At 54.4% G+C, this 17,563-nt stretch carries 12 protein-coding genes; 3 read left to right on the top strand and 9 right to left on the bottom strand.

From position 1 onward, the window contains the following. Nucleotides 1–175 precede the first annotated feature (175 nt). The 3 genes from B9H04_RS18975 to B9H04_RS14795 are packed head-to-tail and all read right to left on the bottom strand — an operon-like array spanning nucleotide 176 to nucleotide 6,910. Nucleotides 176–1,105: a phospholipase D-like domain-containing protein gene (locus B9H04_RS18975; protein WP_080508711.1), complete on the bottom strand. Its 930-nt coding sequence runs from the start codon at nucleotides 1,103–1,105 to the stop codon at nucleotides 176–178. A gap of 24 nt (nucleotides 1,106–1,129) precedes the next feature. Next, on the bottom strand, nucleotides 1,130–3,088 hold the full coding sequence (locus tag B9H04_RS14800) for a hypothetical protein (RefSeq protein ID WP_049933302.1): 1,959 nt from the start codon (nucleotides 3,086–3,088) through the stop codon (nucleotides 1,130–1,132). A 6-nt stretch (nucleotides 3,089–3,094) separates the two neighbouring features. Then, a complete protein-coding gene (locus B9H04_RS14795; RefSeq protein WP_049933303.1) occupies nucleotides 3,095–6,910 on the bottom strand; it encodes a helicase-related protein in 3,816 nt (1,271 codons plus the stop codon). A 268-nt stretch (nucleotides 6,911–7,178) separates the two neighbouring features. Between B9H04_RS14795 and dcm the strand changes: the two genes are divergently transcribed. Together dcm and B9H04_RS14785 are read left to right on the top strand one after the other, a co-directional pair. Continuing rightward, the gene (gene dcm, locus B9H04_RS14790) at nucleotides 7,179–9,422 is read left to right on the top strand and encodes a DNA (cytosine-5-)-methyltransferase (protein ID WP_080508712.1); all 2,244 of its coding nucleotides are present in this window, start codon (nucleotides 7,179–7,181) and stop codon (nucleotides 9,420–9,422) included. Between the two features lie 339 nt (nucleotides 9,423–9,761). After that, nucleotides 9,762–10,760: an IS110 family RNA-guided transposase gene (locus tag B9H04_RS14785; RefSeq protein ID WP_085682828.1), complete on the top strand. Its 999-nt coding sequence runs from the start codon at nucleotides 9,762–9,764 to the stop codon at nucleotides 10,758–10,760. A gap of 374 nt (nucleotides 10,761–11,134) precedes the next feature. Here B9H04_RS14785 and B9H04_RS14780 read toward each other — a convergent pair whose 3' ends face one another. Then, entirely contained in the window at nucleotides 11,135–12,283 is a 1,149-nt protein-coding gene (locus tag B9H04_RS14780; protein ID WP_049933468.1) for a hypothetical protein, read from the bottom strand. Nucleotides 12,284–12,460: 177 nt separating this feature from the next. On the opposite strand from B9H04_RS14780, the gene B9H04_RS14775 reads away from it, so the two are divergent. Further along, a complete protein-coding gene (locus B9H04_RS14775; protein ID WP_211216896.1) occupies nucleotides 12,461–13,282 on the top strand; it encodes a recombinase family protein in 822 nt (273 codons plus the stop codon). A gap of 45 nt (nucleotides 13,283–13,327) precedes the next feature. On the opposite strand, the gene B9H04_RS14770 is transcribed toward B9H04_RS14775, so the two are convergent. The 5 genes from B9H04_RS14770 to B9H04_RS14755 all read right to left on the bottom strand — a co-directional run. Continuing rightward, the gene (locus tag B9H04_RS14770) at nucleotides 13,328–13,642 is read right to left on the bottom strand and encodes a hypothetical protein (RefSeq protein ID WP_248648721.1); all 315 of its coding nucleotides are present in this window, start codon (nucleotides 13,640–13,642) and stop codon (nucleotides 13,328–13,330) included. A gap of 389 nt (nucleotides 13,643–14,031) precedes the next feature. Then, complete coding sequence (locus B9H04_RS18255; RefSeq protein ID WP_139835113.1) at nucleotides 14,032–14,475, bottom strand: hypothetical protein; 444 nt, start codon at nucleotides 14,473–14,475, stop codon at nucleotides 14,032–14,034. A 122-nt stretch (nucleotides 14,476–14,597) separates the two neighbouring features. Beyond that, nucleotides 14,598–15,215, bottom strand: coding sequence for a hypothetical protein (locus B9H04_RS18250; RefSeq protein WP_139835112.1), 618 nt, complete (start codon nucleotides 15,213–15,215; stop codon nucleotides 14,598–14,600). An 854-nt stretch (nucleotides 15,216–16,069) separates the two neighbouring features. Then, nucleotides 16,070–16,684, bottom strand: a complete 615-nt coding sequence (locus B9H04_RS19655) for a deoxyribodipyrimidine photo-lyase (protein WP_080508759.1) — start codon at nucleotides 16,682–16,684, stop codon at nucleotides 16,070–16,072. Nucleotides 16,685–17,385: 701 nt separating this feature from the next. Next, a partial coding sequence (locus B9H04_RS14755) for a transposase (RefSeq protein ID WP_211277044.1) occupies nucleotides 17,386–17,563 on the bottom strand: 178 nt, incomplete at its 5' end.

Below are 17,563 nucleotides of genomic sequence, written 5' to 3'. Positions count from 1 at the left end.
GATCTAGATCGTATATCATCTGGAGATTCATTCTATAATATTGTTGATGAAAAAATATTGGAGGTACGGCTTAGTATGTGAACTATAGGGGCTCACTCGACAGTTTTGTAGATTCCTAGTGTGTAGCAAAGAGGTCAGATAAACCAATCCTAAGAGATTCACCCGGCCGACGATCTCAGAGGTCAACGGTAGCGGCTCCACCGGAGTCGAGCAGAAACTCACACAGGTCTTGGAACGCCGTGACTGTTGCCCCTTCGAGAAGTACCCCGAGTTCGAGATATCGGTTGAATCCGTAGTCCGTCACGTTAGCACTGCCGACGTAGGCGGCTCGAGAATCGAACAGCATCACTTTTGCATGTAACGTGAACTGCGGATTTTCGCCATCTTGGCGTTGTTTACCGATCGGAGTGGTCTCTTCCCAGACTGTGTAATCGACGAGTGTAATTTCCGATGTGACGCCCCGTTCCGATGCTCGCTCCATGAACGACTCGATGACGTTGTGGTTATGTGACTCCGAATCCGCGAGATACCGCGTCACGATCGTCAACTCGACGCCACGGTCGAGCGCATCGAGCAGAACGTCAGCGAGACGACCAAGGCCGTCACCCTCGAAAAATGGCGATAGGAGCACAATCTCCCGTTCAGCGCGTTTGACTTGACTTGCGAGAGCCGAGAGCAACCCCTCCATGTCGAAAGAGGCAGGCGTCGACCCGCTAAATGCGGGGTCATCCGGAAACGTCACCAACGGCGTTACGTCCGTGGTGGGGACCCGCTGTTGGTGGGCAGCGAGCGTTCGAATCGACTGCTGTGTCCGCTCGAATATCTCTCGTGTTCGGGTTGGATCAACGCGACACTGGGTGTCTACCAGTTCAGCCTCGTAGGTCTCGCGCTGAATCGCCTCTACTTGGAGGAGCTGACGAAAGAGGTCGGTCGCTGCTTCACGACTCAGCTCCGTGTCTCGCGCTACTGCGGCCGGCGAAATCCGTTCGGATCGCCCAGAGGAAACCAGAAACATTCCCTCTAGTTCGTCAAGAAGCGGCTCCTCGTGATCGACGATGTCCGCGATGGTGAGCGCACGATCGATGATCGGTGGGTGTCTGGCCATTGATAAGGGGTGACGTGGAGTTAGCTACAGTCGCCAGAATCCTTCGATGTCCCGATCGGTGTTCGGTCGACTTCCAAACAAGTAGTCCCGACAGAGAACCTGGTTGAAATACGAACAACTGATCTCGCTCACGTGGAGACAGGAGAGACACGCCCCGTCGCGCTGTGAGCAGACCGGGTCCATCATACACTCGTTCCCGTGAGCACGGGCTTGCCCGAGGAGGTCGTCCAATTGCTGCTCGACCATCGTGGTCATGCCGCCGATATTGAACTCTTCGCGGTTGTTGGTGTAGATCACTAATGAGAGTGCGCGTGGGAAAAGGAACTCACTCAGGTTCGTTCGATCGAACCCACTGATCGTGCTCGCCTGCTTGAGCAGGACGTGAGAGAGGGTGTGGAGCATCTCGAAGACGTACTTCGTGACTTTCCCCTCAACGGTGTCGTCGGTGCTGGTCTCGAAGCGACCGTACTGATCAACCGGGTCGAGGTGGTTCAGCAGGAACGCCCACTGCTCTGCGCGAGAGAGTTCTTCGATGGTTGTCCGAGCACGCTCAATATCAGCGTCCGAGGGATCAGCAGGCAGTTCGGGAAGCGTGATGTCGCCACGGACAGCTCGCTCGTCGCTTGTCTCAGGAATGTTGACGGCTAGCCAGAGCAGCACTACCGCGGGGTCGAGATCAAACTGTGTAGCCTCTGTTTCCGACGTATCGACGAATATCGGTGTGCCGTCTCCGCTGCTCGCGTTTTGCGAGAAGGCGTTCAGCTTCGCCTCGTCTTCCTCGCGGCCGCCCCGGGTGTAGCCGTAGACGAACGTCTGGACCGGGAAGTCTTCGATCACACGCACGTCCTTCAGACCCAAGCGGTCGAGGTCGTCCGAGTACGTCGCGATCGTGTCTGCCTTGCGAGGGAATCCCTGTTGTCGGGCGTCTTCCTCCAAATCTTCGAGCGTGTGCGCTGTGAGTTCTTCGAGGCTGAGAACGTACTGGAGAAGCTCATCACCAGCATCGGTCATCTCGAAGGAATCGTCGTCAGCCTTGAGGTCGATTAGGTCCGTGATCGATTCACCAACGGTTTGGCTATCGATCTCTCCGTGCGCTCGGAGCCAGTCTTCCGCCTCATCGAGCGATTCGACCTCTTCTTCCGTCTGATATACCTCTATTTTCCGATCGTCATCGATCTCAGCACCCTCAATACCCTCGTCCATGTCGACAGACTTCAGCGGAGAGTCAGAGAGGCCGAGCTGTTTCGCGATAGCCTTCCGTGAGCCGTCCTCACTTCCGCGAAGATGACCGATACCCGACGCGTGTAGATTGACCGTGGTCAGGTAGTGCGGATAGTATGTCGATCCGGCCCGGTGGACCGTCGTGTACATCTTGTCGTCATCTGGGTCATCCGCGGATGGCGGAACGTAATCACAGTCACAGTTCTGAGAGTAGCTCACTCGGGTGTCCCAACCACAGATCTTACACCGCCAGTGGAAGTTTTGGGCACGCTGGCTGTCCTGCGTATCGAGGACGATGTGCTGGTCACCGTGATCCGGGCATTTCCGCGGATACAGTCGCCTGATCTCGCCACAGCTGTGAACACTGACAAACTGGTACTGTTTCAGGTCGCCATTACAGCCGGATCGGTCGCACTTCAGAGCCTGATTCTTGCCACTGAGGTCATCCGCAGAGAAGTACCCATGTGCCTTCTGGCAGCTTGTACAGTAGAAGGTTGTTGGGAACGGACGGGCCATAACTTCATCCGGTGCTGCGAAGTCGTAGTGGCCTGTTTTATTCGAAGTAAACCCCTGTTCGCCACCCTCCCAGTTTTTTGCCCGGGCGAAGACGCGGTCAACGATATACTCTCGGTCAACTTGACCGCTCGCGTCAGTCGTTTCGAGACGATTTACCTGCCAGATGCCACGCTTGTCGCTGTAGTCGAAGGTGTTCCCAGGAAGGAACTGATACAGGATCTGATGGCGGCTGCGTTTCATACTCATTGTAGGTCACCGATTGTCAAGCGTCTCGAAGATTTCGCGGTAGCGGTACTCCGACCGAATAGGTAGCTGTTCGTCGACGTCTCGGAGACTCCGCATCGGTGAACGCTTGATGCGTCCACTCGTCCACTGGTCGTCGTCAAGACGAAGTTGAGAGAGTGCCTCTTTCGTGAGATCTTCAATATCTCCTTTGAACTCCTCGTGGTCGTTCGGATCACCAAACATCCCAAGCATTTGCTGGCGCAATTCTCCTTCATCGACTGAGTCAGCAAACTTCTCAGCTTGATCACCGAAGTAGAGGTTTCCGGCTCCTTCGCGGTACATGTAGTGGTTGAGAACCAGTCCCATGAACAGTCCCGGATGGGTTTGCTTGACGCTGTTTTTTGCCCAGCGGTTGATAGGGACCGGTTCAACAAGCCTGTCGAGGAACGCGTGGTATTTCTCAAAGAAGTGGTAATGGCTCAGGTCACGCTCGCGGATAGGATGGGCGACGTTGTATACGAGACCCGGTCGCGATCGACCGGCACGAGAACTCGCTTGAATGTACTCCGCCGTTCCTCGAGGCATGCCGAAGAACGTCATCATGTTGAAGCGGTCGACGTCAACCCCATGAGCGATCATGTTTGTCGCCGTGATGGTGTTGAGCCGACTCGCCAGTAGCCAAGCAAGTGCTTCCCGGGTGTCTTCGGTGGCGCTGGCCCGCTCGCTGTCGAATTGTTCACTGCCGACAACCTCGTTCTCCTCGTCGAGGCTGTTCTCAAGCGTGCTGCGTAGAGACAGGACAGAGTCTGAGACATTTTCCTCGAGCACTCCCCGGTCGATGAGACGGTTGAGGATCTGTTTGTCGGCGTCTTCGTCCCACGGGTCCTCGACAATATCTAAGACCTCCATGATCGTCTCGAAGCCAGTTCCACCGGTCATACGCTCGGACGCCAGTGGCGGTCGGCCATCTTTCTGGAGATACGTATCCAGCTGAGAGACGATAGACTGGTCGAGACGGTCACCGTCCTTTTTCGATAACAGATAGGTGATGCTGGTGCTGTAGTAGCTGAGTAGGGCTAGCACTTCATCGATCGAGTCGGCCTCAAGTGGCGCCGTGGTATCCGACCCTTCGAATACACTTCCGGTCAGTACTTGATCCGGGTTTTCCAACGCTTCTCGGAATAGGTTCTGAACCTCCCGATGGTAGTAAAACAGGAGGTCGATGATGGAGTTGATGTGCGTCTTTCCGTGTGGAACCAACCCGATGTAGTACCGCTGTGTCTCCGCACGTTCCTGCGCGTAGAAGTTTTCGCGTAGGTACGGCCCAGGCGAAGGGAACCGTTCGGCCGGGCGCATGAACAGGTTATGAACCTGATCTTCGAACCCTGTAATCGTCGCCGTCGGCGCGATGACCTTTGTTGTCCCAGCCTCAACGAGCTCCTGTAGCTCGGCAACGCCAGTCTCGTAGTGGCCGTCGAAGCTTCCCATACTCTCTTCCAACAGGTGGAGCTCGTCCGGAACCATCAGCGACGGGGCCGGGTCGTACGGTTCGACGGGACGGGCCATGTCGCTAAACTCATCCTTGGCGATCGGACACCCATACTTCTCCGTACATTCGCCCAAGCTGGCAAACCCGTGAATTGGACACTCAAGGTCCATCTCACCCGTGATGAGGTGAGCAAATTTGCGCTGATAACCGATCGCGGTGATCTTGTCTATGGTACCCGCGATGATCGTCGGTGCGTACCGATAGAGCTCATTGTCGACAACGTGGACTGGGAGTTCTTCCTCAGCATATGGCTCACTGGAAGTGAGCGACCGAGACTGCCACGGACAATCGAAGCTGCTTGCAGTACAGCAATGCGTCAGTCTGTGGTCGTCTTCTGTAATTCGGACCTCGATATTAGAACCACAGGCCGGACAGCTTGGGACGACCTTGGCCTCGCGGCGAAGATCCTCTCCAGAGGGGCCCTGATACCGTTGATGATTATTGTTGTCGTAACCGGTGAGTGCGTTTGGGGTGTTTGCCTTCCCAACAAGATATCCCATCGAGAACGGGCGAGAGGGGTGTGAGCCGATATCCGACTGCTCTCGTCGAACCAAGTCAGCGTACATCACCGTCTCGGTCATACGTTGGAACTGCTGGAGCGAGAGGAGTCGAAGCGGGAACTTCGTCCACGCAGTGACGCCAAAGTCTTTCCCACGGAGGCGATCGAAAAACATGCTCCAGACAGCGACACCGAGGAATGCTTCGGTCTTTCCGCCACCGGTGGGGAACCAGAGAACGTCAACGATGTCGAGCGCTGAATCAGCATCCTCTGCGCGGTCCTCAGTTGAACCATTGCGCCAGCTGACCTCGTTCCACTGGTCGTATTCGCGGCTGGCCACATCCGGGACCTCCATGATGATGAATACCAGCTGAAAGAGCCGCCAGCCGGGGAACTCATGCATCCGGTCCATTGCTTCGTTCATCAACTCGAAAGCACGTCCGACGGTTTCGGGATGCTCCCGAAGGCACTGAATCCCGCGCTCGAACCGTTTAATCTCACGTTCGAAGGCAGCGCGGTCCTCATTGAAATCAGCCAGATCACCCGTTTCGGGGTCATCATCCCAGTCGTCTCGTTGGCGATACTGTTGTAGTGCGGCGTCGTACTCCTCACTGAGGTATCTCCGCATCTCGGTGGAAATATCGTCGAGAAGATCGAGGCCACCGTCGTCTAGGTCGGCCAACGTCTCAAATGTAGCATCGACGTTACGGTCTGCCGATTCGTAGACGAGTTGTCGGTACTCCGGGATGAACTGTGTCTCAAGTCGATTTGCGGTCGGCATCGCAGCAGGGGCCCGACGACCTGGCGGGATACCTTCTTCATTTACCTCTTGATCGTTGCGTTCAGGCGCGGTGATGGTACAATTTCGACCATGCCCCCAAAGATCTCTATTGTAGCGGAAATCCTCTGGAAGCGGGTCAAAGGTGAAAGGGACAAACTCGAGGTCCCCACTCGTCTCAAGTTCGAGACCCACCTCGAACAGTGTGGGGTCTCGGACGGTGTAAATCGCGTCTTCACGACTCTGAAGTGCCTCGTTCGCGATTTCAAAGTCGACGATGGTGCTGTCGTCATCGTTTTCCTCGTCAGCCATCACTTCCACAGCCAGCGTGGCGTGCCACTCTGGGAGTGCTGGTGCTCCCCCAGCAGCCCGCTCAGAGAGGTAATCACGAAAGCTCTCTTCATCCTCAAGCGCAGCCGGCGGGACAGTGTCATCTTCCTCGGTCTCAACGTAGAGATCGTAGTTTTCCCGAGCGTGGGTTCGGGCGCTGGAGAATGCTTTTTCGAACGCCTCTTGAGTACGGTCGCGGATGACCTCCGGAGTGTTTCGCGTCGGCGTCCGGAGTACATCCGCAGGGATCTTGATGGGCGGCACCTCAAGAGGAATACGTTCGAAAACCGGCAGGAGACTGTCGCCTTCGTCGTCATCATCTCGATCACCCAGTGCGACGAAGGAATCACGGTTTACCATCTCCTCATAACTGGGGTTAACTCGCACCCATACGCTTGCGTTAACAGTAAGCGTCAGCGTGTCACCTTCCTCACCGCCCCGGATACGCACGGTAGCACCGAGGCCGTTTGGCTCCATTTTTGACTGGAGATCATCGTCCGGATCGTCGAGTTGGTCCTCACTTTCAGGTGCTAGCGCACCCGCGAAGAACCGATCGCTCGGGAAGTCACGTTTGACTCGCTCGTCGATGTCACCACGGACTTGCTTCAACACCGTCTCACGAAGGTGCCGGGCAATGCGTTCGTCGTCGGCTGGAGATTCTTCCTCCAAGCTAATTCCAGTAGCCATGGTAGTTACTCAGTAGTCTGCTCGAGCTGATCGCCCGAGATGAGGGTCTGTGTGATGGCGGGACCAAGGGCGTTGATACCGAGGACTACAACTCCGGCTGACATAAGATCGGTGGCCACTGGTCACGACTGACACGAGAAGAGAACTGGGATTGGGGAATAGGACTCGTATCAGGTTGCGTAGAGTCTGATACAGACTCAGTGGTGTATTTTCGATGAAAAATACGATTGTCCCTAAATTTATCCTTGGTGACGATATAAGAGCGGGTATGCCAGAGTCGGTCACGTCTCCCAATTCTCCAGTGGAGCTGATTCGATCAGCTTCAGATGCGGAGCGTGACATTCATCGAGAGCTTCTCTTCGACAATATCGAATTTCTTATCGATGTATTGACTGCTGCCCATGCGAAGAGACAACGAATGGATCCGGTCGGGTGTGTGGGTTCGACACCTGAACGGCTGGCCCGGAAGCGAGACAAATACACTGAGACCTGCCGATATGCCACCATTAAGAGAGAGAAATCGGGAGACCAAGACCACTGCTCTTGTGGAGATCCGTTGTATAACAGCGATGATCCACTCGATACCGTCGCTGCCGTCGTACTGAGTGGACCAGTTGAATCGCCAGCACAACGGTTCTTCGAACGATGGTCGCGTAATGCAGTGCGTGCGCTACGGGAACAATACGGAGATTGGGAAGAGATCAGTTCGCTCAGCCAAGATTCACTCTCAGAAGTTCTTGGTGAGTTCGTTCGTGGGGGTGGAGTTGGACGTCAACGTATATCCCGTCTTCAACAGCTCCTAACTGCTGTTGAAAAAGCAGATTACACTGATGGGGTGACCCTCAGAGAGTTTTCTCGGGTTCAATACCAGACCTATGTGGATTTTCTCACCGAGATTCCAGGGATTCAGGAGAATGATGCGTGGTGGCTGCTTCAGACAGCTTTCGACAAGCCCACCTGGCCTGTAGACAGCCAAGTTGACAGACTTCTCTGCTCTCTCGGCCTCCTCGATCCCGCAGACCTGAAAAAGGAGAGAGGTCGCCGTCACCTCCTAGAAGACAAACTGATTGATCGGCAAATTGCCACGTTGTATCGAGCGCTTTCGACTCATGCTATCACTGCGGGAGGGGACGTATGTGGTGAGGCATGCGAAATCAGAAAATTTCTCCTTACGCACCGTCTCCGACAACAGAAATCGGAGCAAGAGGGACCGATTGCCGTGGATCTATTCGCAGGGGCTGGTGGATTGTCTTGTGGGATAGGGCAGACAGAATTCAATGTTCAGTGGGCAATCGACAATGACCCAGATGCCGTCGCTACCTATCGGTTCAATCATCCAGAGATTCCCCACGAAAACGTCGTCTGTGGGGATGTCCGAGAGGTCAATTTAAGCCAACGTATTAAACAGACAGTTGGTTCTCCTGACATACTCGTCGGTGGTCCGCCCTGTCAGTCGCTCTCACAAGCTGGATACCGTTCACGTCGAGCAGGCGATGAAGACTACAGTGTTCTCGATGACGGCCGCACAACACTCTACACCCAGTATGTACAGACTGTGGAGGAACTTCGACCGAAGGCCATTGTCATGGAAAACGTCGAGGGAATGGTCAATGAAGTTGGAGATACCGGGGTTCGGGTAATCGACTGGGTGATTGAAGATCTAGAGTTGCTCAGCGAGACAGGACTCGGTTATGATGTTGAATATCGGGTCCAAGACATGGCCGAATTAGGCGTCCCGCAGAAGCGAGAACGTGTACTCCTTCTTGGAGTGCGAGAAGATCTGGTAGAACAGAACTCATCGAGTACGTCGGAGTTACTAGATGATATTCCAGTAGAGGGGGAGACACAGGATATTCAGCAGGGTCTCTCTGGACTCCCGCGCCTCCGGAGGGGCGAAGGAGGACGAGTTCTCGCGGAGATCGGTCGAGGATCAAAGAGCGACTACGTAAATACGCACAATCTCGATTCAGGTACCAACCTCTGTTTCAACCACTTGGCCAGAGAACACCCGATGGAAAAGGACCGGATTCTATTTGATGAGGCACTAGAGCCGGGTGATACTGGATGGGATATTAAATACGGATCTGATGGTGAGTATGCCGAATACATTGAGTATGATGTCGGGACCGCAGAGAAGCAGCGATTTGGAGACAAATACCGGATGCTCCAGTGGTCTGAACCCGCACCGACAATTGTGGCCCATCTGGCTAAAGACGCTAACGGCTACGTGCTGCCGGATTACTATGAATATGGGTATCCTGATGAAGAGCGCGCTGATCCGTCTCGAAATCGTGGAATCACTCCCCGTGAGGCAGCGCGGCTACAATCGTTCCCAGATGACTACGTTTTTCTTGGACCGTTTACGAGCTGGTTTCGGCAGATCGGAAACGCAGTCCCGCCCATCGCAGGGAAGCGAATTGGACAAGTGATTGGGCAATTTCTAACCAGCACGGAGCAGCCAAACGTCGAGACCGATGCGCCACCAACGAACGAGGCGGCCTCTGATGATTGAATAAGGGTTTCATCTCTTTCTGGACGACTGACCTGACCTCTGAGCCGAAACAGATGGACATGCGATAGCGACTCTGCTGAAATCTTCAACTGGTGTATGTTTTTGGAGCCGTGCTGACTCGATGGAAACGCTGCTACTCCATGAGAGTGTGAAACAAGACATGGGGCGCAAGAGACCGACCTGTATTCCGTGCCTCAGAGCACGTCGTGCTGACTGGTCCGTGTGCGAAAGAAGCCGAGTCATGGGCGTTACAGCCCGGATGCCGCGCTCCGCGGCATCCGGGAAAGCCCGAATAGGTGAATCTCTGCTTCACGCACTGGCGTCCCGGGTGAACAAGCTATGTACCTCGGAATCGACGTCCACAAACGGTACGCACAGGTGGCAGTGATGGATGAGGCTGGGAAGATCGTCGAAGAGGTTCGCGTCGAGAACGCGAACCTCGACGACCTCGCCCAGCGGTACGCCGGCGCACAAGCCGTGCTTGAGGCGACCTCCAACTACTACCACATCCACGATACGCTGTCCGAACATTTGGATGTGACCGTCGCCCATCCGAAGAAGATCAATCAAATCGCAGACACCGACAAGAAAACCGACCGCGTTGACGCCAAAGAACTCGCGCGGATGCTCCGGTTAAATTCGGTGCCTGAAAGCTACGTTCCCTCCGAGGAGGTGAGGGAAGCCCGCGCACTCGTGCGCGGGCGACAGACATTGGTCGAAAACCGCACCAAATACGCCAACAAAGTCCACGGATTGCTCTCCGACCACGGAATTACCGAGGACGTGAAACCGCTGAGCGTGGAGGGACGAGAGTTCCTGCGGGAACTCTCGATCCCGACGCCGTGGGATGAGTTGCTTGACTCGTACCTCGACTTGATCGAGTCGCTCACTGAGGAGATTCAGAAGTTGGAGGAGACGATTGAACAGCGCGCTGGGTCTCTGAAGGAGACCCAGCTGCTGATGAGCATTCCCGGCGTGAGTTACTTCACGGCGCTGACGATCTACGCAGAGGTTGGCGACATCCGCCGCTTTGATCGGGACAAGGAAGTCGTCAGCTACGTCGGACTGAACCCGGTGATCCGCGAGTCTGGCGACTCGCGGATCGAGGGAAGCATATCGAAGCGTGGATCAGGCCGTGTCAGATGGCTGCTCGTCCAAGCTGCGAATACCGCCGTTCACACCTGTAACGACGAGTATCTAAGCCGGTTTTATGATCGGCTAGCAAGTCGGAAGAACTCACAGAAAGCAATCGTGGCAACAGCTCGGAAGGTGCTGGTATCGATTTACCACATGCTTGACCGGGGAGAGGTCTACGATCCACCGGGGGTGAGTGCGTAGACGAGGGAGCTGAGGGCCGCCGAGCCGGCGGCCCTCAGTGGCCGGCCGAGGCGAGCGTGAGCCACAGCTATCGCTAGACAGCGACCGCACCGCAGACACGTTCCGACCGCCTGCCGGCTGTGTCACCGCAGATCCTCCGACGGCGTAATCATTTTATTATCAGCCGTGGATTGTTCGGCCAGCAGCGTTTCCATAGGTGAATATAGAGCGTGGATGTGTCCTATGAGAAGTATCCACTTACCCATTCAAGCAGTAGAAACAGAATTACCCACAACAATCTCGCCGATACTAATTAATTATTTCTACCAAACAGTCTTAGCTCCGAACGTTCAGAGGTCTAACTCTCTCGATTCCAGTGGAACCCGTCCCGCAGGTCACTCAGACGGATTATCCGCCTCAGCCAATTCCTCATCTGTCTCTTCCGCAGGATCATTCAGAAACGTGTCTTGGTACTCACCGTCAACGACCCGGTGCGCACGGACCTCGTAGTTCAGATGCTCTTGGCCGTACTCCGACCGATCCGGCGGATCATCCACGTACCGGAAACACTCAATAAAGACCGTGCGTGGATGTAGCTTCTCACGCTGATTCAGTTGGATGACGTCCACAGTGTTCCAGACATCCCAGTCCGTCTCCTCAACAAAACGGTCAATCAAGTCGTCTAGATACTCTTCGCTGGCCTCGTAGTTAGCCGCTCCACCGAGTTCAGTATCATACGTCTCGTGATGCGGTGCCGGATTATCCAGTCGAGACGGTACCACCGGCGCCGACACACCGTGCTCATCTAATGTCTCCTCGACCTCTGCCCGGAGTTCATCATCAGCTCCCGGCGAAAGGATGATGCGATTGATCAGCGTATCCATATCGGCAGACAGGTTGACGTGAGACGGATTGTCCGGCCTGCTCTCGGGTGTCATCTCTTGGCCGTCCGTCCGGATTACCGGGTTGCCGCCCCGGTTCGTGAGCACCCGAAACTCTTGCTCGCTGTCGAACCTTCGATGTTTGTAGAAGTACAGGACGTACGGAATCCCGGTCGGCGTAAATTCTTCCTCGTAATCCAAGTACCGGACGATTCCCATATAGAGATCCTCTTGATCGGGCGCGATGATCTCCTCTATCTGGCGGTACGTGGTCTCGATCGCTACTCCTCGACCACCTGCGTACGTCTCCCAGATCTCTGGGTCCTCATCCGTCCCGAGCCGCCAACAGCTCGCGTAGTAATTCTCACGCGCCGCTTCACGCGCCTGTTCCATTCCGCTGGCAAGATCCATCTTCTCGCCATTTTTGAGAATCATCGATTCGGTTCGCTCCGAACGCTGCCTCTCGTGTTCACGGGCTGGTTTAGAGGCCTGGCCCTCGCGTTCTTCGTATCCCTCGGCTTGGCCGGCGCGGAACCCGTTTTCGAGTGTGTCGGCGAAATGTCGGAGGGGTTTGTAGCGCCGGATGATCATCTGGTCTGAGGGTATCATCCACTCGGTGTTTTTGCCGGTGACCGGGCGGCGGGAGGAATCGCCTGATGTCATTTCCTTTGAGTTATCCTGTTCACTACTTGTAGGCCACGACGATGAGGCCCGGTACGAACATTCGGCGTCACGACTTTCGGGGAAGAAAACCAGTCAAAGAGCGTCCCAAAAGGTAGTGGTTTACACGGAACTGCGATAACCTCCACTTGTTTAATACAGTAGCACGTCCTCGAAAACGTGAGCGAAAACGGACCCTCAGACGCAGCAATCTACGCCCGAGTTTCGACATCGGACCAGGACGTCTCTCGGCAGCTCGACGAAGCCCACGAACATCTGAAGCGTCTCGGTGTCAAAGACATCGAGGAGTATCCTGAAATCGTCTCCGGCGCCGCCGACACCGACACTCGCGAGGTGTACAACCGACTCCTCGACGATGTCGAGACGGGACAGTTCGACCTCGTGGTCGTTCACGAAATCAGCCGACTTTCTCGGCTCGGTCCGACTGAGATTCACGAGTTCATCCAACACTGCTTGGAACATGACACTGGCGTCGAGGCCCTCGATGTTGGCCTGAAGATCCATGTCGACGACGGCGAACTCCAGCAGACGATATACAGCATGGTCGCTCGGTTGATGGGTGACCTCGCCCAGATAGAACACCAACAAAAACTCCAGCGGATACGGTCAGGCGTCCGCGCCGCACAGTCTGCCGGAAAGTGGACCGGGAGGCCGCCAGCAGGGTTCGTCGTCGAGGACGGCTACCTCCGCGTTGATCCGGCCGAGTTCCTACACGTCCGGGAGGCCCTCACCCGTGTCGACCGCGGTGAGTCGTTCGCGACTGTCGCCGGCGACACCGGCATCGCCGAGTCGACGCTCCGGAGTCTCCACCAAGATCGGCGCGACCTCTACCTCGGCGGCGAAGCTGAAGACGACCGCGTCGACGAGGCGCTCACCGACGTCCGTCCGCTGGAGGATGTACGGGCCGAGGATCCCAACCTCGAAGAGCTGCGCGAACGCGTCGAGCGGTTAGAGGAGGCCACGGACGTCAACAACCGCTAGCGCCTCTACCCACCCCCTCAATCGGCTCAACGGTTTACCTTCCTATCAGACCGAGATATCTACACCTCTACTTTCCCACTTCTCTTCTACCTCATCTACTGATTTCTCGTTGTCAACCACGTCGGCTAAGTCGCGGAGGTACTCTACGATGTCATCGTTTTCTACGTCCCATCGCTGGTCCGAGATGGATTTGAGACTCGTCGCTAGCTCACGGGCTTCATCAGCCATGTAAGCTGCGTCAGTCTCGCCAATATCAACGATGACAGCAAACTCGTTGTCGGTGATGCTGAGGTTCAACGACGACACCTCGCCATCAATAATGCTGCTCGATACCCTGTCCTGAAGATCTGACTCATACATTATGTGGTCGATCCTGTCGGTACCATTTGAAATCGGGGGCATCGCAGGGTCGGAGCGGTCAACTTTCGACCGGGAGTCTGGTACTTCTTTGACCCGAGCTACTCTCCTGATGAGGCCTTTCGGCTACCTAATATATTCTGCTCAACGACCCGTGTCAGACACATTTCCCGACAGTTACGTATTGGATCGAACACGCGGGACTGCGCCGGGGTCGACATCCGGCGGGGAGGGCAGACTGGTATCGCTATTCGGGACCAGAGGGGTTATGCGAATGTGTGGGACCATTGGAGTCAGGGCCTGTCTTGGAACACTATTTCATTTCCCAGTTTAGACTACGTGTATAGTATTCATAACCCAATAAAGTCCGTAGCTTGGTGTAACTACACAGCTCAATCGGTTTGTTTCCCAATTATGGCCAAGCTTTCATTGTATTGCTTTACTTCTTCGTCACCTGTCTCGATGTACAGGCCCATTAGGAATGAAGCTCCTGGTGATAGTTTCACACCCTCCGATTTCGATGTGCGCGGTGTCTTATCACCCGAACTATCGTAGATTGCTATCTGTGATAGGTTTCCATTGTATTGGCTGTATACGGAGACTGGGTTAGTCCCCTGATTTTGGATAATTGCTAGATCATCAAACCAATACTTAGAGTGTAGACCAACTCCATTTGGATCTGTTCCTGCCACGAGATCATCTTCGGGACCAGGGATCCGGAAAGTCGCCACACGGCCACCCTCTCGGAGGTTTACCTCGCCTGAACGGCCAGCAATCCCTGTCGACGTAGCATCGATTCGGAGGTATGCTTCGCTGTCATCAACAACCTCCACCATTAACTCACGTTCCGCGCGTGTGCTGGAAAATGCGCCAGAGCCAATTAGGAGAGAACTAGCTAATCCCCCACTTATTGTTCCGAGAACTGTTCTTCTTTTCATAATTCAGTCCAGAATGATGTTTAGCTGAAGTCCGAAGTGTTACTCGTCGTGTCGTCTGCGTAGAATCCGATGTCGTCTGGGACATCTGTAATATCGGTCGAAGCGCCGCTCCCGAGTGAGCCGACATCGTCATTCAGGAAGAAAGAGAAGTGAACGTACAGGTCGTCACCGGGGCCGATGTCCTGACCGTTTAGATCAGAGCTGTTCCAGTAGCTGGGTGCGGGGCTTGCGGCGAACGGCGTAGTCCCCGAATTGGCACCGCTGTATTCGGAGTCAGTAAAGGAGACTACCATTGGACCATTCGAGGGGATAGTTCCAATACCGCCCGCAGCAGCTTCATCATTGGCTAACTGGAGCCGGATAGTCTCGGTGCCTTGGTTTTCAATCCGCATCACGTTCTGGAAGGTCGTGTCCGCGTTTGCATTCAGACCTTGTCCATTTTGACCTGAGTTGCTTCCGTCAAATTGTAGCTCAAGCGTGTTTCCAGTCTCCTCAGCGTAATCGCTGACAGACGCGTCAAGTGCTAAGTACGCTTCATTATCTCCTGCCACAGCGACGTTGATATTCCGTTCAGCGCGAACGCTTGTGAACGCACCAGTACCAACTGCGGCGGCCGATCCAGCTGCGAGCGCTCCCACTCCGGTAAGGAATTTACGACGTTGCATGGTTTTGTTTGGTGCGCCTTCTGTGACGCACTCGTGTCATCATAATGGCAGAGTCCCATATCGTATTGAGCCGCGTGAAAGCGCTACAATCAAGCCCTGAAATGTTCAGGCGCATCGTGAAGCCGATCTGACCAACTCTGAATTTATTCAATCAGAGCCTGAACCAACAACAGTATCCACAAGATAGTCTCCACGCACACCCTGAACGACCCCAACATCTCAAATATTACGTGCTATCCGAACGTGTGGAACCGGAGATGTACCGACCGGTTACCGGCCGGTTCCTTCGGAGCCAAAGAAGGGGTCCGTATCTGTGTACCCATCCGTTTGTGTTCGAGGTCCGCCTCAACCCACAACCAAAATGAACTTTACCGTAGTCAAGGGTGCTATAGAACGATTCACAGCTGCTGTTTACAGTTGAAATAGATCTGAATTAGCAGTTGGAAAGATCCTGCGTATTGACCGCCGAGAATTCTACCAGCTCAGGAGAGTGTTCCGATAGGCGTACGAGAGAGGGTGTCATAGAAGTCTTCTCACACCCACACAGGAATCGCTCAGTACAGGAGATCCACATACCGACACACAGTACAGACCTACCTACATTATGTCAGAAATCCCGGTGAGATACAGAGGTTGAAGTCAGTGTGAGAGATATTAACGCGCCTGAATAAGAGCGAACGGAGAATGACTCTCCCCAGATATTGGTCGTGAAGCGCGTTGACAATATCAAATATCGATACGACTGGTAGAACCCGCCTCATCGGCTGTTATCTGACCGGTGCCAACGTTCGAACCCAGTCGAGTGCCGTATCATGCTGAGTGACGTACTATCCGGTGTCGTCACACCGACGATACGTTGTTCCGTTCGATAGGGCTCGTAATCGCTTTCGAGCAGATTCAGTACCGGCGGTGAGGGGTGCTGAGTCGTATTCGTCTTCACGAAGGTCTGAGAGTCGTGGCACGGCTTGGGTCTTAATCTCCAGTGTATGTGGGTTAGCCAGATACGCCTCTGGGTTCGAGGGCAACGTTGTAGATGAATTCATTTTGCTCGGCTGTTCGTTTGGAACGGACGTGTAGGCGACTCCGGTGCGGGTGAGAGCACGCTGAACCGCACGGTCACGGGCACGGGCCAGTTGTGAATGGTCTTTGTTCCACACGACTTGTTCGACTCCGATGGTCCGCGCAAGACGACCTACGACGTCGGTTGGGTCTCCGTGCTGTATCACGATATCACCGCCATGGCCTCGGTACCAATCTCGAAGTTCATGAAGAGAACCGAGCATGAACGCGACTCCTAACCCGTTGGCCCGTGACAAAATCGCGTCATCTAACACGAACACTGGCACCACACAGCTATTATTCTGTTTAGCAGCGGTGAAGGCGGTCGAAAGCGCCGGATTCGGACTTGGCCGAAGCGTACGGCGGTGCCAATACAACTGCATACATATCCATAGGGAGTTTCAATAAGAAGGGTTGTGGCGCCCGTGTATAGAAACGATTCAACCTGTTTGATGGACCTCCCACCTCCCGACTTAGCACACATCCGTGTAAGACACGTGCGCTGTATTCAGCAGCGCCTCTGGCATATCTTCAGCTTTTGTCAGAAGTTACATGCGCGACACAGAGGATGCAGTCAGCAATGGAACTGCGTTATTTTCTCCGTTAAAATCCAGAACCAACCGATAGAACGTGCCTGCGCATTGACTGCCGAAAATTCTGCCAGTTCAATGAGAGGTTCAGCTACCTGTGCGAGATACAGGGCACGTATGTAGGAAACCACTATTTGGCTCACAACTGGTGCTGATCTCTTTTATAAGTATTTACTATGAAGATAGTAATTCACATTTCTCACGTGTACTACTAACAAGCGCGGATCGACAGCGATGAAATCAGATCAAATCTATACAAGTACACGTGTTCCACGAGAAAAAACGAGACAAGTGGAACAGAAAGAAGAGGCAAAGAAATCGCCAACGCTGAAATCAGATCAGATCTATACAACTACACGTGTTCCACAAGAAAACACGAAACAGGTGGAATAAAAAAAGGGGCGGAAGAATTATTCTCAGATAGTGTACTGAGCGAATCGATCTATCCTGATTTCGTCACTGCGACGTGCCACATTCGCGCTGTGTATTCATACTCACAGACATAAATACGTAAACACATCTGGGATTTCGACCCGGTCGAGTGCAGAGAGAGCAGCCTCACGGAGATCGTCGAGTGTGTCAAACAGGCGGTTCCCAAGTTCTTGATCAAGTTGTCTCCAACACTCTTCCGCGGGGTTCAGCTCCGGTGAACCCCGCGGTAGGTAACAGAGT

This window comes from Halorubrum ezzemoulense DSM 17463 (assembly GCF_002114285.1).
Lineage (GTDB): Archaea > Halobacteriota > Halobacteria > Halobacteriales > Haloferacaceae > Halorubrum > Halorubrum ezzemoulense.
This window is presented reverse-complemented; position numbering and strand designations above follow the sequence as displayed.